Source organism: Streptomyces triticirhizae (genome assembly GCF_003696235.1).
In the GTDB taxonomy this organism is placed as follows: domain Bacteria; phylum Actinomycetota; class Actinomycetes; order Streptomycetales; family Streptomycetaceae; genus Streptomyces; species Streptomyces triticirhizae.
In genome coordinates this window covers 1-23942 of sequence record NZ_RFFJ01000090.1, presented here as the reverse complement: position 1 = coordinate 23942, position 23942 = coordinate 1, and the positions used below count along the sequence as shown (strand labels likewise).

General features: G+C 72.1%; 20 protein-coding genes and 1 pseudogene. 8 read left to right on the top strand and 13 right to left on the bottom strand.

What is annotated here, in order from left to right:
* Positions 1-117: 117 nt before the first annotated feature.
* Together EBN88_RS16800 and EBN88_RS16795 are read right to left on the bottom strand one after the other, a co-directional pair.
* On the bottom strand, positions 118-342 hold the full coding sequence (locus tag EBN88_RS16800) for a hypothetical protein (RefSeq protein ID WP_122184701.1): 225 nt from the start codon (positions 340-342) through the stop codon (positions 118-120).
* Between the two features lie 98 nt (positions 343-440).
* Positions 441-890 (bottom strand): annotated as a pseudogene (locus EBN88_RS16795) (SARP family transcriptional regulator); the annotation flags it as partial.
* A 236-nt stretch (positions 891-1126) separates the two neighbouring features.
* On the opposite strand from EBN88_RS16795, the gene EBN88_RS16790 reads away from it, so the two are divergent.
* Positions 1127-1684, top strand: a complete 558-nt coding sequence (locus tag EBN88_RS16790) for an alpha/beta fold hydrolase (RefSeq protein WP_122184700.1) — start codon at positions 1127-1129, stop codon at positions 1682-1684.
* A gap of 63 nt (positions 1685-1747) precedes the next feature.
* Here EBN88_RS16790 and EBN88_RS16785 read toward each other — a convergent pair whose 3' ends face one another.
* From EBN88_RS16785 to EBN88_RS16775, 3 genes are all read right to left on the bottom strand, one after another.
* Positions 1748-2794 carry a glycoside hydrolase family 43 protein gene (locus tag EBN88_RS16785; RefSeq protein WP_122184699.1) on the bottom strand — a complete coding sequence of 349 codons (1047 nt, stop codon included), beginning with the start codon at positions 2792-2794 and terminating at the stop codon, positions 1748-1750.
* A 258-nt stretch (positions 2795-3052) separates the two neighbouring features.
* Positions 3053-4204 (bottom strand): Gfo/Idh/MocA family protein, encoded by a 1152-nt coding sequence (locus EBN88_RS16780; RefSeq protein ID WP_122184704.1) that lies wholly within the window; start codon positions 4202-4204, stop codon positions 3053-3055.
* Entirely contained in the window at positions 4201-4881 is a 681-nt protein-coding gene (locus EBN88_RS16775; protein WP_122184698.1) for a ThuA domain-containing protein, read from the bottom strand. The genes EBN88_RS16780 and EBN88_RS16775 overlap by 4 nt, the downstream gene beginning before the upstream one ends.
* A 350-nt stretch (positions 4882-5231) precedes the next feature.
* Between EBN88_RS16775 and EBN88_RS16770 the strand changes: the two genes are divergently transcribed.
* Positions 5232-6722, top strand: a complete 1491-nt coding sequence (locus EBN88_RS16770) for a glycosyl hydrolase (RefSeq protein ID WP_233580734.1) — start codon at positions 5232-5234, stop codon at positions 6720-6722.
* Positions 6723-7247: 525 nt separating this feature from the next.
* Positions 7248-10901: a glycoside hydrolase family 38 N-terminal domain-containing protein gene (locus EBN88_RS32400; protein ID WP_122184696.1), complete on the top strand. Its 3654-nt coding sequence runs from the start codon at positions 7248-7250 to the stop codon at positions 10899-10901.
* Positions 10902-10998: 97 nt separating this feature from the next.
* Here the strand turns inward: EBN88_RS32400 and EBN88_RS16760 are convergent, their stop codons facing one another.
* The 3 genes from EBN88_RS16760 to EBN88_RS16750 form a co-directional block, all read right to left on the bottom strand.
* Positions 10999-11184 carry a DUF397 domain-containing protein gene (locus tag EBN88_RS16760; protein ID WP_122184695.1) on the bottom strand — a complete coding sequence of 62 codons (186 nt, stop codon included), beginning with the start codon at positions 11182-11184 and terminating at the stop codon, positions 10999-11001.
* Between the two features lie 317 nt (positions 11185-11501).
* The gene (locus EBN88_RS16755; RefSeq protein ID WP_233580736.1) at positions 11502-11672 is read right to left on the bottom strand and encodes a DUF397 domain-containing protein; all 171 of its coding nucleotides are present in this window, start codon (positions 11670-11672) and stop codon (positions 11502-11504) included.
* A 1-nt stretch (position 11673) separates the two neighbouring features.
* Positions 11674-12525 carry a helix-turn-helix domain-containing protein gene (locus EBN88_RS16750; RefSeq protein ID WP_122184693.1) on the bottom strand — a complete coding sequence of 284 codons (852 nt, stop codon included), beginning with the start codon at positions 12523-12525 and terminating at the stop codon, positions 11674-11676.
* Between the two features lie 115 nt (positions 12526-12640).
* Here EBN88_RS16750 and EBN88_RS16745 point away from each other — a divergent pair, with 115 nt between their 5' ends.
* Both EBN88_RS16745 and EBN88_RS30595 read left to right on the top strand, forming a co-directional pair.
* Positions 12641-12895, top strand: coding sequence for a hypothetical protein (locus EBN88_RS16745; RefSeq protein WP_233580733.1), 255 nt, complete (start codon positions 12641-12643; stop codon positions 12893-12895).
* Between the two features lie 77 nt (positions 12896-12972).
* Positions 12973-13122: a hypothetical protein gene (locus EBN88_RS30595; protein WP_158621408.1), complete on the top strand. Its 150-nt coding sequence runs from the start codon at positions 12973-12975 to the stop codon at positions 13120-13122.
* A 597-nt stretch (positions 13123-13719) separates the two neighbouring features.
* On the opposite strand, the gene EBN88_RS16740 is transcribed toward EBN88_RS30595, so the two are convergent.
* Positions 13720-14895, bottom strand: a complete 1176-nt coding sequence (locus tag EBN88_RS16740) for a methyltransferase domain-containing protein (protein WP_122184692.1) — start codon at positions 14893-14895, stop codon at positions 13720-13722.
* 772 nt (positions 14896-15667) lie between these two features.
* On the opposite strand from EBN88_RS16740, the gene EBN88_RS16735 reads away from it, so the two are divergent.
* Complete coding sequence (locus tag EBN88_RS16735) at positions 15668-16075, top strand: hypothetical protein (RefSeq protein ID WP_122184691.1); 408 nt, start codon at positions 15668-15670, stop codon at positions 16073-16075.
* Positions 16076-16162: 87 nt separating this feature from the next.
* Here EBN88_RS16735 and EBN88_RS16730 read toward each other — a convergent pair whose 3' ends face one another.
* The 4 genes from EBN88_RS16730 to EBN88_RS16715 all read right to left on the bottom strand — a co-directional run bounded on the left by EBN88_RS16730 (position 16163) and on the right by EBN88_RS16715 (position 21326).
* Positions 16163-17986 carry a glycoside hydrolase family 2 protein gene (locus EBN88_RS16730; protein WP_122184690.1) on the bottom strand — a complete coding sequence of 608 codons (1824 nt, stop codon included), beginning with the start codon at positions 17984-17986 and terminating at the stop codon, positions 16163-16165.
* Between the two features lie 131 nt (positions 17987-18117).
* Positions 18118-19047 carry a carbohydrate ABC transporter permease gene (locus EBN88_RS16725; RefSeq protein ID WP_122184689.1) on the bottom strand — a complete coding sequence of 310 codons (930 nt, stop codon included), beginning with the start codon at positions 19045-19047 and terminating at the stop codon, positions 18118-18120.
* 2 nt (positions 19048-19049) lie between these two features.
* Positions 19050-19952, bottom strand: coding sequence for a carbohydrate ABC transporter permease (locus EBN88_RS16720; RefSeq protein WP_407703419.1), 903 nt, complete (start codon positions 19950-19952; stop codon positions 19050-19052).
* A gap of 66 nt (positions 19953-20018) precedes the next feature.
* Complete coding sequence (locus EBN88_RS16715) at positions 20019-21326, bottom strand: extracellular solute-binding protein (RefSeq protein ID WP_233580732.1); 1308 nt, start codon at positions 21324-21326, stop codon at positions 20019-20021.
* A 221-nt stretch (positions 21327-21547) separates the two neighbouring features.
* Here EBN88_RS16715 and EBN88_RS16710 point away from each other — a divergent pair, with 221 nt between their 5' ends.
* Both EBN88_RS16710 and EBN88_RS16705 read left to right on the top strand, forming a co-directional pair.
* Complete coding sequence (locus EBN88_RS16710; protein ID WP_122184687.1) at positions 21548-22729, top strand: LacI family DNA-binding transcriptional regulator; 1182 nt, start codon at positions 21548-21550, stop codon at positions 22727-22729.
* Positions 22730-22874: 145 nt separating this feature from the next.
* Positions 22875-23942, top strand: a 1068-nt coding sequence (locus EBN88_RS16705) for a CaiB/BaiF CoA transferase family protein (protein ID WP_199742391.1), incomplete at its 3' end; no start/stop codon positions are given.

Here is a 23942-nt window from a genome sequence, read left to right as displayed (position 1 = left end):
CGGGCGCGCGGGGGGCTCGGCCGGGGCGGCTGGCGGGCGGGCCCGGCGGACCGGGGCACGGCGGGCCCGGCGGACCGGGGCACGGCCTGATGGCCGAACGGCCCGCCTGGCGGGTCGTCAACTCCCCTGCGGGTCCCAGGTGTAGTGGCAGGCGCGGCACTCGCGGTAGCCGTTGAGGCGGTTGTCGGACTGGACCACGGTGGACCAGAGGTTGCCGCAGGACGGGCAGTGCTTGCGTCCGCGCGGGAGGCGCTGGCCGCGCCAGCCGTCCAGCCTGATGCCGATCCAGACGCCGAGGGCGACCAGCAGGACGAGTACGACGATGACGAGGACGGCGACCATCGCTGGGCTCCCGGTGGGTGAGGGGCGAACGGGGAGCATCGTTGCACCCGGAGCGCGGCCGCGCCAACGCCGGCCGGCGGCCCCGGCCGCGCGTTCGTCTATCCCGCGCCGGCGCACGCCTCCGCCTCAGCGAGGTAGCGCGCCACCGGGCCCGGGGTGAGCAACCCGCTGGCGGCGCCGGCGTGTTCGGCCCGGGCGTCGCGCAGCGCCGCCGCCGCGCGAGCGGCGATCCCGCGTTCGCCCAGCCGCGCGGCGGCCCGCGCCAGCAGGCACCACAGCGCCTCCTGGAGGTGGTCGCGCGGCGGTTCGGGCGCCGTGGCGAGGGCGGCGCGCGCCTCGGCGGCGCGGTCCTGGGCGAGCAGCACGAGGGGGCGGGCCCAGGGCCGGTACGGGCCCCAGTCGAGGCGCGGGTCGGTGGGCGCCGGCCGGTCGTGCGGCAGCCGCAGCCCGAGGAGGGCGAGCGGGAACAGGCCACGGTGCAGCCCCGGCATCCCGGCCGTGCGGAGGGCGTCCTCGGCGGCGCGGTAGTGAGCCGCCGCCTCGGCGGCGACCAGCCGGGCCAGCACCTCGCGGTGGCGGGGCCCGCCGAGGTCGGCCGGGGCGCCGTCGTCGTGGAGGGCCCGCACGGCGCCGAGCACGTCGATGCGCATGGCCCCATCCTCCGCGACGGGGGCCGGCGGCGCCCGGCCGTGCTGATCGGTCGCCGAACCGGCTGCTGATCGGTTGCCGATCGCCGTCGCCCAGGCTGGTCCCTCCCGGTTCCCGACCCGAGAGGACGGCCCTCGTGACCCCCACCATCCCCGGCTTCGACCACCTCCGCCTGCCCGGCGCCGACGGCGTGGAGCTGGCCGCCGCCGTCGGCGGCGCCGGCAGCCCGGTCGTGCCGCTGCACGGCGTCTCGGCGGCCGTCGGCTACCACCTCTTCCTCATGGCGCAGCCGCCGGGCCTGCCGGAGACGATGATCGCCCGCAGCGCGGACGCGTTCTTCGGCTCGTTCCTCGACGCCTGGGCCGGCGACCCGGCCGCCCTGCCGGACGAGGTGCGGGCCGCGTATCTGCGGGCGAGCCGCGCGGCGGTGCCGTCGATCGTGGCCGACTACCGGGCGTCGGCGGGCATCGACATCGCCCACGACCAGGCGGACCTGGAGGCCGGGTCGCAGCTGGCCATGCCCGTGACGGTGATCCGGCAGGACTGGGGCTCCCGGCTGGGCTATGACGCCGCCGGGGTGTGGCGGGCGTGGGCGCCGGACCTGGACCACCGTCTGACGGGCGCGGGGCACTTCATGGCGGAGGAGGCGCCCGACGAGATCGCGGCGGCGATCTCGGACCTGCTGGCCCGCTGAGCCCCGCGCGCGAAGCGGGTCCCAACGGGCCGGCGGACCCGGCCCGTTGGGCGTCGGAGGCCGTCAGTCGACGGAGGGCGTGGCGCCGTCCCAGTGGAGCGGGGTCACATACATGCCGCGCACCAGCGGGTCCTCGGAGAGCACGCCGTGGAACGCGAGCCAGTCTCCGTTCTCGCCCGGGATGACGTCCTGGCCGCCGGGGCCGACGATGCCGGTGTTCTCGGTGTTCATCAGCGGCTCGTCGGACTTGGTGTAGGGGCCGGTGAGCGCGGGCGCGGTGGCGTAGCCGGTGTGGTAGGTGCCGTCGCCGAAGAAGCCGGCCGAGTAGAACAGCACATAGCCGCCGTCGCGCTTGACCAGCGTCGGCGCCTCGATCAGCCCGCCCTCCTCCGGGCGGTCCTGCCGCAGCAGCGGCACCCGGTCGCCGGCGAACCCGAGGCCGTCCGGGGTGAGTTGCTGGAGGTAGATCCAGGTGTCGACGCCGACCGCGTTGCCGTCGTTCTTGTAGAGGAGGTACGGGGTACCGTCGTCGTCGGTGAACGTCGTCGCGTCGATGGCGCCGCCCTCGTCGGCCGGGCAGACCAACGGCCCCTCGCCGACCGGGGTGAACGGGCCGGCCGGGGTGTCGGAGACGGCGGTGCCGACGCACTGACGGTCGGAGGCGATGTCCCGGGCCGTGTAGTACATGACATAGCCGCCGTCCGGCTGGCGCGCCACCTCGGGGGCCCAGGTCAGGCCGGTGCGCGCCCAGTCGCCGAGGACGGGCAGCGCGTCCGCCTGCCGGGTCCACGGGCCCTCGGGCGAGGGCGCGGTGGCGGTCTGCACGTTGCCGCCGGCGGCGTTGGTGGCGTAGGCCCACAACGCGCCGTCGGCGACGACCACATCGGGGTCGGGGAAGTCGGTGTCGATGACGAGCCGGGGCGCGGCGGCGGCCTGGGCGGTGGGGGCGGTGGGCACCAGCGCGGCCAGCGCCAGCGCGCCGGCGGCGGTGAGCGCGCGGCGGGCGGAACGGCGGTCGAGCGGGGACATCCGGCTCTTCCCGTTCTTCCCGTTCTTCCCGTTCTTCCGGCTGTTCCGGCTGTTCCGGCTGTTCTGGCTCTTCCGGGACATGGTGCGGCTCCTGGGGGGACGGAGGTGGTCAGTCTCGGGTGGGGGACCGGGCCGGGCGGTCCGGGCCCGGCCGGTGAACCAAACGCGGCAACGAACGTTTTCCAACGTTGTAGAACACGGCCGGCCACAGAACAACACGTCCGACCAGCGCCTGTCCATACCCGTGACCGGCCCGCTTCCCGCCAACCCCCCCACGGCCCTCCGCCCGTTACCCAGGGGAACGGGGCAACGGGCGGACGGGGCAGGCGGTTCGCGGCGTCAGTCGGCGGCGACCAGCGCGGACTCGGGCACCAGCGCCGGGCGTTCGACGTCGCTGGCGACGGCGACCACCCGGTCCTCCTCGGCGGCGCGCAGCAGGCCCTCCATCACCTCCAGCACATGGAGCGCGACCTCGCCGTCGGCGCGCGCCCCGCCGCCGGTGCGCAGGGCGCGGCCCAGGTCGGCCAGGCCGAGGCCGCGCCCGGCTGCCGCATAGCCGTGGCTGAGCGGAACGTCCGCCCACTCCCCCGCAGCGCGGGTCGCCAACCGCACCGGCCCCTCGAAGGTGTTGGGGTCGGGCACCGAGACGCTGCCCGCCGTGCCGTGCACCTCGATCCTCGGCAGCTCGTGGCGCACGGTGTCGAAGCTCATCACCACCGTGCTCAACGCGCCGCCCCGGTGCCGCAGCACGCCGGTGACATGGGTGGCCACCTCGACGGGGAACCGCTCGCCGGCGCGCGGGCCCGAGCCGATCGCCCGTTCCGCGCCGCTGCGCACCGCGCCCCCGGTCACCGACTCGACCGGGCCCAACAGGTGGACCAGCGCGGTCAGATAGTAGGGGCCCATGTCGAAGAGCGGGCCGCCGCCCGGCAGGTAGTAGAAGTCCGGGTCCGGGTGCCAGCGTTCGTGCCCCGGGCAGGCGAAGAACGCGGTCGCGGCGACGGGTTGGCCGATCCGGCCCGCGTCCACCAGGGCCCGCGCGGTCTGGACGCCCCGGCCCAGCACGGTGTCCGGCGCCGCGCCGACCCGCACCCCCGCCGCCCGCGCGGCGTCCAGCACCCGGCGGCCCTCCTCGACGGTTGAGGCCAGCGGCTTCTCGCCGTAGACATGCTTGCCGCCGGCGATGGCGGCCAGCGCCACGGTGGCGTGGGCGGCGGGCACGGTCAGGTTGAGGACGGCGTCCACGTCGTCCGCCGCGTACACCTCGTCGGGCGTGGTGGCCCGCACCCCGGCGCGGCCGGCGACGGCCTTCTCCGCCCTGGCGGCGTCGAGGTCGGCGACGGCGACCAGCCGCACGCCGGCCGCCGCCCCGTGGTCGTCGAAGTACCGCAGATACTGGCCGCTGATGGCGCCGGCGCCAACGATGCCGACGCGCAGCGGAGTTGACGCCTCCCCCCGCGCGCTCGCGTGCTCGCTCGCGTGCTCGTTCACCGGGCCGCCCACAGCAGCCCCCGTTCGGTCAGCGTGCGCACGGTCGGGTCGGTGAGGTCGTCGAGCTTGTGGCCGATCGTGGAGACGAAGACCCGGCCCCCGCCCCAGCGGCGGGTCCAGACGGCGGGGCAGGTGACGCCCCTGGCCTCGTCGGGGACGCCGGGGTCGTCGGCGGCGAAGGTGGTGGTGGCCAGCACCTCGACGTCGGGCGCGGTGTGCACGAGGTACTGCTCGGTGTGGAGCGGGATGCGGCCCGGCAGGCCGGCGAGCACCGGGTGGTCGGCGCGCTCGGGCAGCACGTCCACGGTGTGGTCCAGCCACTCGGCGGGGTGCATCACGAACTGGCCGCCGGTCAGCCACTGGTAGCCGGTGTGGGCGCGGAAGGCGTCGCAGATCCCGCCGTGCCAGCCGGCCAGCCCGGTGCCGGCCCGGACGGCGTCCGCGAGCCCGGCCGACTGCTCCTGGGTGATCTCGCCCATGGTCCAGCACTGGACGATCAGATCGGTGGCGGCCAGCGCGTCGGCGTCGAGATAGGCGTCCAGGCTGTCGGAAACGGTCACATCAAAGCCCTGTTCACGCAGGAACGGCAGGAACAGGTCGGTGGTCTCGACGGGCGCGTGGCCCTCCCACCCGCCCCGGATCACCAGGGCCCGGCGGGGGGCTTCGACGGTGGACATGCGAACTCCGTTCGGCGAGAGCGTGCGTGAGCCCCGCGCCGCGCCACGTCCGAGGGCGCCCGACGAGGGGCAACCCGGCCATCCTTCCCCGTCGCCGCAGCGGTGACGAGGCCGGGGAAGACGGTTGTGACAAAGGGCACATATGGTTTGGAAAACGGTTACCGGAGCCGCCCGTTCGGCCACCCTGCGGCAGCGGCGGGACGCCCGCCGGACCGCCGGAGGTAAACCGTTCCCCCTTGATTGACATGCCCTCTTCGGTCCGCTCGAATGGTGCGTGGGAGCGCTCCCCAACCACCGTGATGCAGCCATCAGTTCATCGTGCAAGCCCCAACGGGACAGGGAGCCGTGCAATGAGAATGCGAACGCTGGCCAGAGGCGGTCTGGCCGCTCTCGCCGCGCTGGGCCTGGCGGTCACCGCCGGGACGCCGGCGGCGACCGCCGAGGAGGAGAGCGCCACCGAAGCGGCCCCGGCCCGGGCGGCGGCCGAGGCCGCCGAGGCCGCCGAGGTCTACGAGGCGGAGGACGGTGAACTCGTCGGCGTCGACGTCGACAACACCGCGCCGGGCCACTCCGGCACCGGCTATGTCACCGGCTTCGACGAGGAGAGCGACCAGGTCACCCTCACCATCCCCGACAGCCCGGGCGGGCTGCACGACCTGACCGTCCACTACCGCACGCCCAACGGCCAGAAGAACACCGTGCTCCAGCTCAACGGCTCCGGCATGGGCGAGATCACCCTGCCGGAGAGCGCGGAGTTCACCACCGTCTCCGCCGGCCGGGTGCTGCTGGAGCCGGGCACCAACACCGTGACGCTGCGCAGCGGTTGGGGCTGGTACGAGATCGACGCCATCAGCCTGGCGCCGGCGCCCGACCGGCCGCCGCACCAGGTCACCGGCGAGCCGGTCAACCCCGACGCGTCCCCCGAGGCCCGCTCGCTGCTGGCCTATCTCACCGACCACTACGGCGAGTCCATCCTCAGCGGCCAGCAGGACATGGCCTCCCTCCAGTGGATCGAGGAGAACCTGGGCACCAGCCCGGCCATCGCGGGCCTCGACATGATGGACTACTCGCCCAGCCGGGTCGAGCGGGGCACCGTCGGCGTGGACGTCGACAACGCCCTCGCCTGGGACGAGCGCGGCGGCATCACCACGTTCGTCTGGCACTGGAACGCGCCCAGCGGGCTGATCGACGAGCCGGGCCGCGAGTGGTACCGGGGCTTCTACACCGACGCCACCACCTTCGACGTGGAGGCGGCGCTGGCCGACCCGGACTCCGAGGACTACCGGCTGCTGCTGCGCGACATTGACGCCATCTCGGCCGAGTTGCAGCGCCTGGAGGACGCCGGCATCCCGGTGCTGTGGCGCCCGCTGCACGAGGCCGAGGGTGGCTGGTTCTGGTGGGGCGCCAAGGGGCCCGAGCCGGCCAAGGAGCTGTGGCGGCTGATGTACCAGCGGATGACCGAGGTGCACGGCCTGGACAACCTGATCTGGATCTGGAACTCCGTCGAGCCGGAGTGGTACCCGGGCGACGACGTGGTGGACATCGTCTCGGCCGACTCCTACCCGCCGGCCGGCGACTACGGCCCGCTCAGCGCGACCTACGACAAGCTCGTCGAACTGGGCCAGGACCGCAAGCTGGTGGCGCTCACCGAGTGCGGCCCGATCCCGGACCCCGACCTGCTGGAGGCGTACCAGGCGGACTGGAGCTGGTTCGTGACCTGGGCCGGTGAGTTCCTGACCGACGGCGTGTGGAACTCGCGCGAGCACCTGGAGCACGTCTACAGCCACCCGAACGTGATCACCCTCGACGAGGTCGGGGACTTCAAGAACCACGGCCGCTGACGGTCGCTGACCACCATTGAACGGCCGTTGACCACCGTTGACCACCGTTGAACGACGCGCGTGACCCGGGCGGCAGCCGTTGCCGCCGGGGTCACGCGCGGCATGGCCCGTCACGCGGGGAAGGGTCCGTCAGGCGCGGCACCGTCCGTCGTGGCTGACGGCGCGGGTCGCCGCCGCGCTGGTGGCGGGCGTGGGGTGCGGGCGGCTTCGTGGGCGCGTTCGGGGTCGTGGGGTGAACGCGGGGTTCCGGTGGCCGGGCAGCGGCGAGTCCGCGAAGGCGGGGCGGAGCACTCCGGTGGGGCCGGCCGGAAGAGAGGGCGGCATCGATCGGCGGTCGCGTCGATGACGTCGGCAGAACTGGGCAACGGAACCGGGGAGTTCCGGGAGCCGGAGGGGCGTGCGCCCGCCGGGCCGTGTGGCTCGGGGTGACTTCGGGCCGGGCCGCGCCAACCCGACCCCGGTGCGGACGCGCCCGACACCGCACGATATTCCTGAACCCGATTACTCTGCCTACGGAGCCCAGCCATGCACAAAACACCCACCGCCTCCCCGACGCCCCTCTGGTCCATCGGCACGCCGGGGCGCGGTCCGCACCAGTTCTCCGGTGCCTGGTCGGCAACGGGCGGCAACGCGTTGACCTTCGAGGTCGGCGTCGACGAACCCGCCAGCGACTGGCCCGCGTTCCACCCGGGTCCACTCGACGCGCACGGCGGCTGGCGCGGCCACCGGATCGACATCGACTTCACCGTGCCGGAGGCCACGGCGGCCGAAGGGAACGAACGGCCGCCGGCCGGCTACCTGTTGGAGCTGTTCCTCTTCGCCTCGCACGGCCCCTGCCCCGATCTGGCGATCGAGTTGGACGGCCGGCACCGGGGCGGTTTCCGGCCGAAGGTGGTGCGGGAGGACCGGGCCGAGGTCTGGGGCCAGTCGCTCATCAACGGCCACGCCCGGGTCGAGGTCCCGTTGCCCGCCGCCTGGTTGGCCCCCGGCTCGCACCGGCTCTCGATCACCACGGCCGTGCCCGACGGGCTCGACGACCAGGGCCCGCCGGCCGAGGAGCGCCGCCCGTACCACGAGCAGTACGGGCACTGGTTCGGCAGCGGGCTGACCTGGGACTGTCTGCGGCTCACGCCGTCCGAGGCGCCCCCGACCGCCCCGACGGCCGAGCTGCGGGCCACCCCGTTCTATGTGGCCGAGAACGGAGCGTCCCACGAACTGCTGGAGCTGGCCGTCACGTTGGCGCCCGGCCGGCCGGCGCCGGGCGCCGCCGAGGTGCGGGTCGGCCCGCACATCCGCCACCTGCCGCTGCCCGCCGTCGGCACCCCGGACGAGCCCGGCGCGCGGGACTTCGGACAGCTCCATCTCCGTTTCCCCGTCCCGGAGTTCACCCAGGACGGCGGCTCGGTGCCCGCCGAGGTCCGGCTCGATGACGGAGACCCGTTCATCAACGAGGTGGCCCCGGCCCGCAAGTGGACCCTCCACCTCGTCCCGCACGTCCACCTGGACATCGGCTTCACCGACTACCAGGGCAAGGTCATCGAACTCCACAACCGCAACCTCGACCGCGCGCTGGCCATCAACGAACGCGACCCCGACTTCGCCTACAGCGTCGACGGCGCCGTGGTGGTCTCCGAGTACCTGGCCAGCCGGAACACCGAACGCGCCGGCCGGGTGCTGGCCGCGTTGCGCGACGGGCGGCTGGCCGTCAACGCGTTCCACAGCCTCTTCCTCTCCGGCCTCGCGTCCCTGGAGGAGTGCTACCGCGCCGCCACCACCGCCGCCCGGCTCCGCGCCGAACACGACGTGCCGGTGCGGCACGCCAACCTCACCGACGTCCCCTCCTACAGCGCCGCCCTCCCCGGGATCCTCGCGGAACTCGGCCTGGACGGCTTCGTCGGCATCATGAACCACGGCCGGGGCAGCAACGCCGACAGCGACCTGCTCCACCTGACCTCCCCGTTCCTGTGGGAGGGCACCGACGGCACCCGCGTGCTGACCCACTTCGCCGACTCCTATTCGCAGCTGCGGTTCATGGCCGCCGACCCGCAGACCCTCGCCGGCGGCGCCCAGGCGTTCGACCGCTACCTCGCCCGTTACGAACGGCCCGACTACCTGCCCCACGACCTCGCCCTCATCGGCACCCACGCCGACAACGAGGACCTCGACGACGGCGACCACGGCTTTGTCGAGCGTTGGAACGCCGCCTATGAATGGCCCAAGCTCGTCGTCTCCACCCTCCCCGACTACCTGGACGCCGTCCGGCCGCTCGCCGACCGGCTCCCCGTCCACCGGGGCGACGGCGGCAGCTACTGGGAGGACGGCGCCGGCACCGCCGCCACCCTCACCGCCGAACACCGCACCACCCAGGCCCTGTTGCCGGCGGCCGAGGCGCTGAGCGCGCTGGTCGCGCGCGTCGGCCAGGGCCTCGCGCCCCGCGTCGAGAGCCTCGACGCGGCCTGGGACAACGCCCTCTACGGCGCCGAGCACACGTTCACCTGGTCGCACGCCAACGCCCACCCCGAGGGCGAACAGGGCCACGACCAACTCGACTGGAAGCGCACGCGCGTTCACCAGGCGCACCGCGCCGCGCTCGACGAGATCCGCCGCGCGCTGAGCCAACTCGGCGACCTGGTCAGCACCCAGGGCCCCTCCCTCCTCGTCGGCAACCCGGGGCCGCGCGCGACGGCCGGCGAGGTCGTCGTCGAACTCCCGCGCGACACCGTGGTGTTCGGGCCCGAGGGCCCGCTGCCGGCCGAGGTTCTCGCCACCCACAGCAGGGGGCTGCGCCGGCTCCGGCTGTCTGTCCCCGAGGTGCCGGCGTTCGGCTGGCGGGTGCTCTCCCTCACCGGCCCGACCGCCGAGGTCGGTCCCGGCGGCGCCCAACAGGCGGCGGGCGAGGCGTCGTTGCCCGCCGTCGAGGAACCCTTCGAGGCGCTGCCGGAACGACTCGACACGCCGCGCTGGCAGCTGACGTTCGACCAACAGACGGGTCTGGTCCGGGGATTGACCCACCTGGCCACCGGCCGTTCCGTCCTGGACGCCGACTCCGACTGGCAGTTGGGCCAACTCCTCTACGCCGCCGACGGCCCCGACCACCTCACCCGGGGCGACGCCGAGGGACCCTACGCCCACGACCACGGACACGACCACGTTCATGACCACGGGCGGGACCCCGCGTTGACCACGCCCCGGCCCACGGCCGCCGGACCCACCACCCTCGGCGACCGGATGCCGCCCGCTCCCCCGCCCGCCCTGGCGGTCACCCCCGCCACCACGCGGGCCGTCGGCGTCCGCCGCACCCACGACGGCCACCGGCTGCGCTGGGTCGGCAGCGCGCCCAGCGTCCCGTCCGTCACGCTGGAGATCCTGCTGCGCGACGAGGACGACCGGGTGGAGGTCACGGTCTCGCTGGAGAAGGAGGCCGTGCTGGCCAAGGAGTCGGTCTATGTCGCCTTCCCCTTCGCGGCCGAACGGCCCACCGTTCACTACGACCGCCAACAGGGCTGGATCAACCCGGCCGTTGATCACACGCCGGGCGCCTGCTACGAGTGGCTCACCACCCAGTACGGCGTCGCCGTCACCGACGGTGGCCCCAACGGGCCTGGCGTGGTGTGGAGTTCGGCCGACGTGCCGCTGTTCGCCGTCGGCGACATCGTGCGCGGCACCTGGCCGACCCGGTTCGAACCGGCCTCGGGAACGCTGCTCTCCTGGGTGATGAACAACTACTGGCCCACCAACACCCCGCCCAGCCAGGGCGGTTCGCTGACCCTCCGGTACGCGTTCACGCCCGTCTCCGGCTTCGACCCGGCGCAGGCCACCGCGTTCGGCCAGGGCCTGCGCCACGGCCTGCTGGCCTCCGAGATCACCCGCCTCGACCGCCACGCCCACGGCCCCGCGCAACTCCCGACCACCGGAACGCTGTTGGACCTGTCGCTGCCCGACGGCATCCACGCGACGGTCGCCGCCGCGCGGACCCGCGAGGGGCTGCTGCTCCGCGTCCAGGAACTCACCGGCCAGGAACGGGAGATCACCCTCCCCCGCCCGACCGGCACCACCGGGGCGGTGCTCCGCTGCACGGCGGACGAACGCCCGCTGGAGACGCTGCCGTTGACGGAGAACGGCGAATTCACGCTGCCGCTGAGGCCGTTCGGCGTCGCGACGGTGCTCCTGACCTCCTGACGGAGGAGTGACCGCTGTCCGGGGCCTGTGCCAGGCCCCGGACACACGTAGCCCCCCGTGGAGTCCGCCTCCACGGGGGGCTACTCGCTGTTCGGAGTCAGCGCTTGGCCAGATCCAGGAACCGCGACCAGGCAGTGGCCGAGATGCTGAGAACGGGACCCTCGGTAACCTTGGAATCACGAACAGGCACCACTCCCGGAACACCATCGCGAACTTCCAGGCAGTTTCCCTGCCCCCCATTGCTGTACGAGGACTTGCGCCACGTCATTTCACGACTGGTCATCGTAATCCTTCAACTTTCTTTCCACGAATTTCAGGCTGTCACGAACACCCAGCGACTCGGCCCTGAGACGTTCATAGGCCTGGAGCAGCAACCCTACCTGGTCAGGGGACTCGGACATCTGACCTCCAAGTACCGTATCCCCGAACAGAGTTCGTCGCCCATCCTTTTGTCGCAGCAGGCTACGGCAGGCGCCGCAGGTGGTCTACGGCCGCCTGCGGCGGCTCCGAGGGAGCCTCGCCCTGGGCATTCCAGGTCGCCCCGGACACAAGTAACCCCCCGTGGAATCTACTCCACAGGGGGCTACTCGCTGTTCGGAGTCAGCGCTTGGCCAGATCCAGGAACCGCGACCAAGCAGTGGCCGAGATACTGAGAACGGGCCCCCCAATAACCTTGGAATCACGAACAGGCACCACTCCCGAAACACCATCGCGAACTTCCAGGCAGTTTCCCTGCCCCCCATCGCTGTACGGGGACTTGCGCCACGTCATTTCACGACTGGTCATCGTAATCCTTCAACCTTCTTTCCACGAATTTCAGGCTGTCACGAACACCCAGCGACTCGGCCCTGAGACGCTCGTACGCCTGGAGCAGCAACCCTACCTGGTCAGGGGACTCGGACATCTGACCTCCAAGTACCGTATCCCCGAACGGAGTTCGTCGCCCATCCATCTGTCGCAGCAGGATGAAGGGTTCGGCCACGGCCGGTGCCCCCGCTGAGAACGGGAGCACCTGGACGGTGACGTTGGGCAGCCCCGCCATTTCCCGCAGGTGCCCCAGAGCCCGGTGCATCACCTCCTGGCCTCCCACCATCGTGTGGAACGCCGTCTCGTGAATGATGCTCCACAGCTCGGGGGCGGGACTTCCGGTGAGCACGCTCTGCCTGTCCTGCCGCGACTTCACCAGGCCCGCCAGGGTCTCCTCCGTTGCCCTGGGGTCCCACGCCTGGAAGAGAAACCGGGCGTACTCCGCCGTCTGCAACAGCCCGGGAATCAGGCTCGGCGAGTAGTTCAGAATCTCGACCGCGGTGGCCTCCATCTTCACGAACGGCGCGAACCATGACGGGTGGCCCCGCTTGATCAGGCGCTCCCTCAGCCGTTCGATGGAGCCGTTCGTGCCCAACACCAGGTCGCAGCCCTTGGCGAACTTCTCGGACGGGATGATCGCGCCCACTTCGACCTTCGAGACATAACTCTTGCTGTAGCCCACGGCCGTCCCAAGCTGCGACTGGCTCAGCCTGCGTCCCTCACGTGCCACCCGCACCTCGCGACCGAGGTATTCGAGATAATTCAACCCTTCGTTCGCTGGACCATCATGGTGTCCGTTGACCTGGCGCTTTGCCATGCTCTCTCCGTTCGCCGCCTGACGGAGCGTTGAATCACGAGGGTTCTCCCCCCTTCAACGGCCGCTCAGTCTGCTTCTCTGTGGGTCCCGCACTCCAACCACCCAGGGAGCTGCCATGACCGACCCGACGACCCTTCTCAACGCCATCGACAACCGACGCGAGGTGGAGCCCGACGCCGCCGACCCGGAGCGGACCGTGGCGGAGCTTGCCCGTGCCCTTGGCGCGCACGGGATCACGCTCCCGTCCCTGGGGCTGGACGGCCCCTCGATGTTCCAGCCGTTCGTTCCCCCGCTGATCGAGCTGGGGTGCGTCACCGAGGACACCGCCCGCAAGATCATTCAAGCGTTGACGACCCGGGACTCCCGGTGAACGCCGCAACTTCCCCCGCACGGCTGGACGTTGGAACGTTTGCCCGACACGGCCACCGCATCGGCAGGATCGTGGCCGTGACGGGAACCTCGGCCACCCTGCGCCCCCGCGCCGGCGGCCCCGACTGGACCGCCCCCCTCGACGACGTGTCACCCCTGTCCCTCGCCCAGGCCCTCTCCCCCCTGATCCGCGAGATCAACCGACGCAGCACACGGGGACGATGGTGATCCACGGCCACGACGGGCGTGGAACGCCGCGCGGCGAGATGATCCACGTGGGCTTCAAGTTCACCGTCGTGGGGCCTACCTACCCGCCCCGTTGAACCCGCCCCTCACAGACAGCCACCCGCGTCCGGACGTCCCCGTCTCTGCACGGGTCGACACGGGTGGCGACCACCCCCACACCGGTCTGCCCAGTCCTGGCGTGGGGGTGGTTCTCTCTTGCCGAGACCTGGAAGGCCTGCTCAGCGAGCGGGCTGACCTGCGTCTCTATGCCCCGCGCGCGAGCAGGGAACGGTTCGGCGAGGTCAACCACTGGGGGCCGTGGGCGGGGACCATCCCCGCGCGTGCGGGGAGCAGAGCTCGTCACCGGCCGCGTGCCCCAGCCGGTCGGGACCATCCCCGCGCGTGCGGGGAGCAGAGGGGGTCCTGGCTGATGGCTTCCCGCAGCTCGGGACCATCCCCGCGCGTGCGGGGAGCAGAGCAAATGACCTGGGCTTTTATCGGCGGGGGAGGCAGTTTTTACTTACTTTCAGAGAACGCGACATAGCGGCAAAACCCTCTCCAAGCAACAGCCCTTGGGGCACCCGAAGTTGTCGTTCCAGACTAGCGAGTTGTCGGCTCCGGGAGCTGCCGTTCCGGGGTGTCGAGCCAGGCCGTCGTGGTGCCGTCCTCGCCGCAGGTGAAACCGAAGCGGGGCATGTCCGGGGAGCCGGCGGCGTGCCACCAGCCGTAGGCGGCGGTGATCTCGTCCCACAGGCGGCGGGGGCCGGACTGGCGAACCGTCGTGTGACCGGTTCCGGCCGCTACCTCCACCAGGGCGGCGGATGGGCCGTTCTCCGCCCGCACCCACAACGTCGCGTGCGTGCCCGCCCGTTCGTCACCCGCTTCCCACGCGTGCCAGACACCCGGCACCAGCAGTCCGATCACGAACTGGGCCTGGTAGTCCTCGCCGGCCACCGCCCAGGGGGACAGCTCCGTGGGTTCGGCGGGGGCGCGTTCCGGGTGCGTGTCGGGCAGTCGTTCCTCGGAGCGTACGCCGGGGGCGCGTAGCGGCATGTAGGAGCCGCCGGGGCGCCAGCGGCCCATGACGATGCCGCGTGCATCGCGTTCCACCACCGCCGTGCCATAGGCGCACCAGGCTGAGGCCCATGGGGTCACGAGGCGTCCGCCGGGGGCGAGTTGGTCCAGCCACGGCCGGGGAACGCGGCGCACGGAGCAGGTTGCCACGATCCGCTCGTAGGGCGCCCCGGGCGGCCAACCCTCCGCACCATTGGCGTGCACGACGCGCGGGCTTCGCCCGACGGCGGCGAGCGTGGCGCGGGCGCGTTCCGCCAGTTCGCCGCCCAGTTCGACGGTGACGACCTCGGCGTCGCCGGCCCGGGCGGCGAGCAGGCCCGCGTTCCAGCCGGTGCCCGTTCCGATCTCCAGCACGCGGGTCCCGGGCCGCACGTCGAGCGCTTCGAGCATGGCAACAACCGTTCCCGGGGCCGAGGCCGAGGACAAGGGGCGCCGCGTTCCGTCAGCTTCCGCGAGCATGTGCGTCACCACGGGCGCGTCGGCATGAGCGGCCGCCCACCAACGCACTGGCTGCGCGGCCCGGTCGCAGATGTCGTAGCCGCCGTGCCCGTCCCGCAGCCAGATCCGATCCGACAGGAAGCGGTGCCGAGGCACCGCCCGGAACGCGTTCTCCCACTCGGGCGAGACCGGGTGGCCAAGGAACTCGGCCACCCGCGCGAGGAGTTGGTCCATCGCACTGCCCTCGGCGGCGACGGCGTTCACGACTCGTCCTGCTCCGGCGACTCATCCTCGCGTCGCGGCGGACTCGGCTCCTCCGGGAGCGGAGGGGGGATCGGCCGTCCGGGCTGATGCCCGTCATCCCCGATGGGGGATCGATGCTTACGTTGAGGCAATTGGTGAGCCACGTCGCGACCTCCTGTGGTGAGCGCTTCCGCACGCACCGTAGCTCCGAGTGCGGGGGCGCGCGAAAGAGGGCGTGCGCGGGCGGCAACGCGCCCCGAGGAGGACATTCGTCGGCCGCCCCTCCCCGCTCACGTTCACCCCCGTAGGACAGGGACCATCCCGCGTGCGCAAGGAGCAGCCGACATCCGCCTTGTAAGGGCGGCGCTCACGAGGACCATCCCGCGCGTGCGGGGAGCAGGCGGTCGGCGCGGATGTAGGAGCCGACGCCGACGGACCATCCCCGCGCGTGCGGAGAGCAGCACTCCCACCGAGGCTCCGCTCTCCGAGCTCGCGGACCATCCCCGCGCGTGCGGAGAGCAGAGCAAATGACCTGGGGTTTTATCGGCGGGGGAGGCGGTTTTTACTTACTTTCAGAGAACGCGACATAGCGGCCAAACCCTCCCCAAACAACGGCCCTTGGGCATCCGGAAGTTCCCGTCTCAGCCTAGCGAGCGGACGTCGTGGTGTCGGCCTCGGTGAGGTAGAACCAGAGGGCTTCCGGCCACCGACCCGCCGCGCCCCCGGAAGGCCCAGCGGCCAGCGCCCAGCGTCCGGGCCCACCCCCAAAAAAACCGCCCCAGGAGAGAACCCCGTGTCCGCCACCCTCGTCCGCCTCGTCACGTTCACCGATCTCAACGTCGAGCACTCGTCCGTCGGGCACTCCTCCGCCCGGCAACTGTCCGTGGATGCCCGGCTGGAGGCCGAACTGTCCGATGGGCGGCGGGTGGTGTTGTTGGACGACCGGGGGTGGACCATGAGCGCGGGCGGCGCAGACATCCGCGCGTTCCTCACCGTCGAGGACATCGAGGCCGACGCGCGGACGGTCGTCGGGCCGGACGAGCCCGTCGACGGCCAGACGCACGCGGAGGCGGCCGCCGGGCACTGGGGCGCACTCGCGGCGATCCTCGCCCGGCAGGGCGTCACCGTGAGCGGGCCCGAGCTGGAACGGGCCCGGCACGACGTCGAGTTGAGCCCGCGCCTCCGGGACTGGATCAGCTGAACCGAACAGACAACCGCCGTCGGGCGCCCCCAGGGCGCCCACGGCCCCGCACCCGCCCCCGAGTGGGAGGCGGGTGCGGGGCGACGGTCAGTCCTCGCCGTCCTCGATGGCCGCCGGCCGCAGCTGGGCCGCGCGGACCCGCTCGACGTCGAGCTTGACGGACCGGTCGAAGCGGTAGACGCCGTTCTGCTCCTGGAACACGTCGGTCAGCTGCGTGTAGCAGTAGCCGAACATGTCCGGGTCGTCGAGCAGCACGCCGGTCAGGCCGGCGAAGCGGGTCTGGAACTCCTCCTCGTCACGCGGCCGGTCGCCGTAGCCCCAGGACTCGGCGCGGTCGTCGCCGCGCGCCTCGGCCGCGGTCTCGGGGCACCACCAGATGCCGCCGAACTCGCTGACGAAGTACGGCTGTCCGGCGTACGGCAGCGACCACGGCTTGTCGGCCTCGTGGAAGTTGGCGTACGGCTCGCCCTTGCTGAGCCCGCCGACCTGCTCGGCGAACTTGGCCGGGTCCTGCTCGTAGTTGTGGGAGTCCCACACGTCGGTCTCCGGGACCCGGTGCGAGTAGCCGGAGGCGTCCAGCACCGGGCGGGTGGTGTCCATGGCCTTGGTGGCCAGGAACATGCCCCGGGTGATGACGTCGAGCTGGGTGATCCGGTCGCTCAACTCCTGGAAGGTCTCGTTCAGCGGGCACCAGCCGATGATCGAGGGGTGGGAGTAGTCGCGCTCGACGGCTTCGAGCCACTGCGAGACGTAGGAGGCGTCCGGCTGCTGCCGGTCGTCGGCGCGGCCGCCGACGTTGCAGCCCCAGTCGCCGAACTCGCCCCAGACCAGGTAGCCGAGGCGGTCGGCGTGGTAGAGGAAGCGCTCCTCGAAGACCTTCTGGTGCAGCCGGGCGCCGTTGAAGCCGGCCTCCAGGGAGAGTTCGATGTCGCGCACCAGCGCCTCGTCGCTGGGGGCGGTCATCAGGCCGTCGGGGTACCAGCCCTGGTCGAGGACCAGCCGCTGGAAGACCTTCTTACCGTTGATGGTGATGGCCTTGCCGTCGATGCCGACGGAGCGGAGCCCGGCGTAGCTGGTGGCGCTGTCGACCACGGTGCCGTCGGCGTCGAGGAGTTCGAGCTTCAGGTCGTAGAGGTGCGGGTCGTCGGTGGACCAGACCCGGCGGCGGTCGGCCGGGACGGGGAGGTGGAGGCGCGGCGCCAGGTCGAGGTCGGCGCGGGCGGTGGCGGAAGCCACCTCGCCGGCGGCGTCGCTGAGGACGGCGCGCACCTGGTAGCCGGGCTTGTTGCCGGTCAGCGGCAGCTCCAGGTGGAACGCGGAGCCGGCCAGGTCGGGGGTGATCCGGGGCCGCTTCAGGTGGTCGGCGGCGACCGGCTCCAGCCACACGGTCTGCCAGATGCCGGTGGTGCGGGTGTAGTGGCAGTCGGTGTTGGCGTAACGGGTGGCCTGCTTGCCGCGCGCCTGCGGGCCGGACTTGGGGTCCCTGGCCCGCACCACGATGGTGATCTCCTCGCCGGGCTGGGCGACGCCGCCCAGGTCGGCGGTGAAGGGGGTGAACCCGCCCCGGTGGCGGACCACCTCGGTGCCGTTGACCCAGACGGTGGTGTCGTAGTCCACGGCCTGGAAGTGCAGCAGCACGGTGCGGCCGGCCCAGTCGGCGGGGACGGTCACGGTGCGCCGGTACCAGACGGCTTCGAGGAAGTCGGTCTCGCCGATGCCGGAAAGCTCCGACTCCGGGCAGAAGGGAACGATGATCTCGCCGTTGAGGTCACGTTCTGGCACTCCGCGTTCGATACCGCTGTCGCCACGGTCGAACTCGAACTGCCAGGTGCCATTGAGGTTGAGCCAGTCGCCACGGACGAACTGCGGCCGCGGGTACTCGGGCCGCGGGATGGCGGAGGGGGAAGGCACAGAGACTCCAGTGAGATGGGTTGTTCACGCTGCGAGGTTCCGCAGCGCGCGGGTCGTGCTCGTGGTGACGGGCGCGGGAACGGCCCCCGATGGTTCCGGGGGCCGTTCCCCTTCCATGGCGCGCCCGACGATCAGGTGCCGCCCAGGCCCGTGGTGGCCACGGACTTGACGATGCGGCGCTGGAAGAAGAGGAAGACGATGATCAGCGGCGCGGCGGCGAGCAGCGCGGAGGCCATGGACTGGGCGTAGACCACGCCGTAGGCGTCCTTGACCGTCGCGAGGCCGACGGGCAGCGTCATCAGGGCCGGGTCGTTGGTGACGATGAACGGCCACATGAAGTTGTTCCACGCGCCGATGAAGACGAACACCGAGACGGCGGCGACGATCGGCCGGGACAGCGGCAGCACGACGGACCAGAAGACCCGCAGGTCGGAGGCGCCGTCGATGCGGGCGGCCTCCTCCAGCTCGCGGGGGATGCCGTCGAAGAACCGCTTGAGGATGAAGACCATCATGGGCGCCACCACCTGCGGCAGGATGACCGCCCAGTAGGTGTCGACGAGGTTGAACGCCAGCATCTCCTGGAACAGCGGCACGATGAGCAGCTGCGGCGGGACCATGATCGAGGAGACGGTCACGGCCAGCAGCAGCTTCCGGCCGCGGAAGGTGCCCCGGGAGAGGCCGTAGGCGGCCAGCGTGGAGATCACGATGGTGATCACGGTGACCAGGGTGGCGATCAGGATGCTGTTGAACGCCCAGATCGGCACGTTGCCGCGATCGAGGATGACCCGGTAGGGCTCCAGTGTCAGCGCGCCCTTGATCGGGTTGAACCCGGGTGTGGCGACGTCCTGTTCGTTCTGGAACGAGGTGGCGATCGCCCAGACGAAGGGCAGCAGCCACAGCAGAGCGAAGATCACCAGGGCGCCGCTGGCCAGGACCTTGGGCAGCCGGCCGTGGCCGAGGAGCAGCGGCGTGCTCTCGTCGTCGCCCTTCGGGCGGCGGGGGCGCCGGCCCAGGGGGCCTCCGGCGGGGTGGAGACGGGGACGCGTGGTCGTCGCGGACACGGTCAGCCCTCCTGACGCGGGAAGAACCGCAGCTGGGCGATGGAGATGATGATGATCAGGGCGAAGAACAGGTACGAGATGGCGGACGCGTAGCCCAGCCGGTAGCCCGTGAAGCCGACGTCGTAGATGTACTCCAGGATCGGCCGGGTGGAGTTGTTGGGCCCGCCCTTGGTCAGGATGTAGATCTGGTCGAACACCTTGAGCGAGGCGAGCACCTGGAGCATCGCCACCAGCGCGGTGGTGCGGTTCAGCTGGGGCAGCGTGATGGAGAACAGCCGGCGCCAGGCACCGGCGCCGTCCAGCGCGGCGGCCTCGTGCAACTGGTCGGGAATCGACTGGAGAGCGGCCAGATACAGCAGGAAGTTAAAGCCGACCGTCCACCAGACGGTCAACGCGGCGATCGACCACATGGCGAACGCCTCGTCCGACAGCCAGCCGATGGGCTCCATGCCCAGCTTGTCCAACGCCTGGTTGGCCATGCCGAGGTCGGGCTGGTAGAGCCAGCTCCAGATGATGGTGACGACGCTGACCGGCAGCAGGTACGGCGCGAAGAACGCCAGCCGCCACACCCACTGGCCCGCCAGGCCCGAGTGGACCAGCAGCGCCATGGCCAGGGCCACGACCACCAGCGGGACCACGGTGATCACGGTGAAGAAGACGGTGTTGCCGAGGCTGCTCCACACGTCGGGGTCGGCGAACGCCTCGGCGTAGTTGTCGAAGCCGACGAAGTCGGTGCCGCTGAGGGTCAGCGACTCGTCGGTGAAGCTCATCCACAGGCCCTGGACGATCGGCCAGACCATGAAGAGCGCGAACGTGACCGCGAAGGGCAGCACGAAGACCCAACCGGTGAAGCGGGTGCGGCCGCGTCCGGCCACCGGAGCCGGGGTGCTGGCGGACGGGGATATCGCGCTGTCGTCGGGCGCGTTGGCACGCGAAGCGGTGGTGCTCACGTCAGAAACTCCTTGTCTCCGTCACGCGACCGGGTTGGGATCGTCGAGCATGGACTGGGAGGCGCTGATCATCTGCTCCACCGCCGACTCGGGCGACATGTTGCCCATCAGCGCCGCCGACATCGGCTGGGTCATCTGGTTCTGGAAGTTCGACCCGGAGCCGGTGAACCAGTTCGGCGGGTCGAGCACGGCGACCTCCGAGGCGCTCGCGTAGGACGCCTGGGGGTCGAGTTCGGCGTAGCGGTCCTCCTCGATCACCGGCTGGTAGGCGGGGATATGGCCGGCGGAGGCCCAGGTGTAGCTGGCCTTGAGCATGGTGGCGACAAAACGGTGCGCTTCCCTGCGCCGCCCCTCGTCAACGCGCTCCTGACGGGGTAGGACATAGCTGTGCGAGTCAGCGTTGACGGCCGGCTGGTCGAAGATCTGGACGAACGGGGCGGCGCCCAGCGGCCGGTCGGTGATGCGCAGGTTGGGCAGCTCCCACTCGCCGGAGAAGATCATCGCGCCCCTGCTGCCCTGGAAGGCGGCCATGGCGCCGGCGTAGTCCAGGTTGTTGGGGTTGCGCTGCCCGTCGAACAACTCGGTCATAAAGGTCAACGCCCGCACGGCGGCGTCCGCGTCGACGCGGGGCTCTCCGCCGTCCGGCAGCTCCCAGGTCGCGCCGGTCTGCGCGTAGAGGCCGTTGAACATCCGCCAGCACTGGGCCTGGTCGCCGACGTGCCCGAAGAGGACGCCGGTGCCGCCCTGCTCGGCGGCGAGCGCCTCGCTGGCCGCGAACATCGCCTCGGGCGAGCCGATCGGGGCGAGTTCGCCGTCGCTGTCCAACAGCCCGGCGGCGCCCGCGATCTCCTTGTCGTAGAAGACGATGAAGGGGTGGGTGTCCAGGGGGATGGCGTAGACCTCGCCCTCCCACTTGGCCCGCTCCCACACCGCCGGCGCGAAGTGCTGCTCGGTGACGCCGAACTCGGCGAGGACGTCGAGGTCGAAAGGTTCGAGAAGGCCGCCCGGGGCGTATCCGGCCAGCCGGGAGAGGTGCAGCACCGCCACCTCGGGCGCCCGCCCGCCGGCCGCCGCCATCGCCAACTTGGTGTAGTAGGACGGTCCCCACTCAAGGATGGTCCGGTCCACGTCGAAGGCGTCGGGCCCGGAGGTCACGGTCGCGAGCATCTCGTCCATCAACACGCCGTCGCCGCCGGAGAACAGGTCCCAGACCCGCAGGGACGAGGAGCCGGAGGGGGACGCCGGAGAGGCGCAGCCGGCGAGGACGCTTGGTGCCGCGAGCGCACCCGCCCCGGCGAGCCCCAGTCGCAGAAACCCTCGACGCCCCATCCGGAACCGGCCACCATGTCCGGAATGATCAAAGCTCATTTCGCACCTTTCCCACCCGACGCTGGGTTGTTGGTACGTCTTACATCGATGTAACAAGATGTGTAAAGAGGTTGCTAAGAGTTTCTTTCTGTTGGAGTTGCCGCACGTAAGGTCACTGTTCGACCGGTCGATCAGGACGGCGGGTAGGACCGGTACGATCGGGGCGGCTAGGGAGGTTCGGGTTGGCGAGGCCCAGGATCAAGGACGTGGCGCTGCGCGCGGGGGTTTCCGAGAAAACCGTGTCCAACGTCATCAACGACTACGTGCATGTCTCCGAGCGCACCCGCCGCGTCGTGCGGCAGGCCATCGACGACCTCGGCTACCGCGTCAACCTCGCCGGACGCCACCTGCGGCGCGGCCGAACGGGCATCATCGCGCTGGTCGTTCCCGAGCTTGACCTGCCCTACTTCGCCGAGTTGGCGAACCTGATCATCGCCGAGGCCGAACGCAACGGGCTGACCGTGCTCGTCCACCAGACCAGGGCCGACCGCGAGCACGAACTGGCCGCGCTCGACGGCTTCGGCTCGGACTTCGCCGACGGCGTGATCCTCAGCCCGCTGGCCCTCGTCGACGAGGACCTCAGAAGCCGCAGCGGCGCGCTGCCCACGGTGCTGCTGGGCGAGAAGCTCAACGCCGGCTGCGCCGACCATGTGGCGATCGACAACGCCGCCGCCGCGCGCGAGGCCACCGAGCACCTGCTTCAGCTGGGCCGCCGCCGCATCCTGGTCGTCGGCGGCCTCGACGGGGAGAGCGAGGGCACGGCCGAGGTCCGCACCCGGGGCTACCGGGCGGCGCTGGCGGCGGCCGGGGTCCCGTTCGATCCCCGACTGGTGGTGCCCGTCGCGAAGTTCGCCACGCCGGACGGGGCGGCCGCCATGCACCGGGCGCTGACCGACGGGCTCGCCCCTGACGCGGTGCTGGCGCTCAACGACCAGATGGCGATCGGCGCGGTGCGCGCGCTGCACGAGCGGGGGCTGCGGGTCCCCGAGGACGTGGCGGTGGTCGGCTTCGACGACGTGGAGGCGGGCCGGTACAGCGTGCCCACGCTGACCACGGTCGCCCCGGACAAGGCGGAGATCGCCGCCGTCGCGGTGGCGCTGCTGATCGGGCGCATCGCTGAGTCGCAGGGGCGGGGCGCGGGCGAGCCGGCGGGTGCGCCGGGGAACGCGCCGGGCGTGAACGGCGCGGTGCCGGCGCACGGCGGTGTCAACGGGGCGGCGGCGACGGGCGGTTCGCCGGCCGGGGCGCGCGCCGGGCGCGTACTGCCGCCGCACGAGCGGGTCGTGCCGCACCGGCTGGTGATCCGCGAGTCCACCTCGGGCGCGCGGAAGTCCACCGTGCCGGGGCCGCGCGCCGGCGACTGAGGCGCGGGGCGGCTGACAGGCGGGCGGCTGGGGGGCGCGGGGCGTCGCGTGCGCGGGGGAGCACCTTGCGCGACACGCTACTCGTTCGTAACATCGCGGGACGAGGTGGCGCCGTGGCCGCCGTCCGCCGACGCCGGGGAGCCCGATGACCAGCAGCAGCGCGGGAGTTGGGCCGCTGGCCGGGGTGCGGGTGGTGGAGCTGGCGGGCATCGGGCCGGCGCCGTTCGCCGCGATGCTGCTGGCCGACCTGGGGGCCGACGTGGTCCGCGTGGACCGGCCCGGCGGGCAGCCGCTCGGGATCGATCCGGCGCTGGACGTGACCAACCGCAACAAGCGCTCCGTCGAGGTGGACCTCAAGGCGCCCGGGGGCGCGGCCGTCGTGCTGGACCTGGTGGCGGCGGCGGACGTGCTGCTGGAGGGGTTCCGGCCCGGGGTCGCCGAGCGGCTGGGCGTCGGGCCCGAGGAGGCGCTGGGGCGCAACCCCCGGCTGGTGTACGGGCGGATGACCGGCTGGGGCCAGGACGGGCCGCTGGCCGGCAGCGCCGGGCACGACATCGGCTATCTGGCCACGGCGGGCACGCTCGGGCTGATCGGCCCGGCCGAAGGGCCGCCCGCGATCCCGGCGAACCTGCTGGGCGACTACGCCGGCGGCTCGCTCTACCTGGTCAGCGGGGTGCTGGCCGCCCTGCTGCACGTGGGGCGCGGCGGCGCGGGCCAGGTGGTGGACGCGGCGATCGTGGACGGGGCCGCGCATCTGGGCGCGATGCTCTGGGGGATGCTGGGCGCTGGCGCCTGGCGGGACGCCCGGGGCGGCAACCTGCTGGACGGCGGCTGCCCCTACTACGCGGTGTACGCCACGGCCGACGGCGGCTGGATGGCGGTGGGGGCACTGGAGGAACGGTTCTACGCCGAGTTCGCGCGGCTGCTGCCGCTGCCTCCCGAGGCGCCCGACCGCGCGGACGTCCGCCGCTGGCCCGAGCTGCGGGCGTTGATCGCCGAGCGGTTCGCACGGCGGGACAGGGACGCCTGGGCGGCGGTCTTCGAGGGCACGGACGCCTGTGTGGCGCCGGTGCTCTCGCTGCGCGAGGCGGCGGTTCACCCGCATCTGGCCGCCCGGGGCACGCTGGTGGCGCCCGACGGGCTGACCCAGCCCGCGCCGGCGCCCCGCTTCTCCCGCACGCCGGGGGCGCTGCGCCGGCCGCCGGCCGCGCCG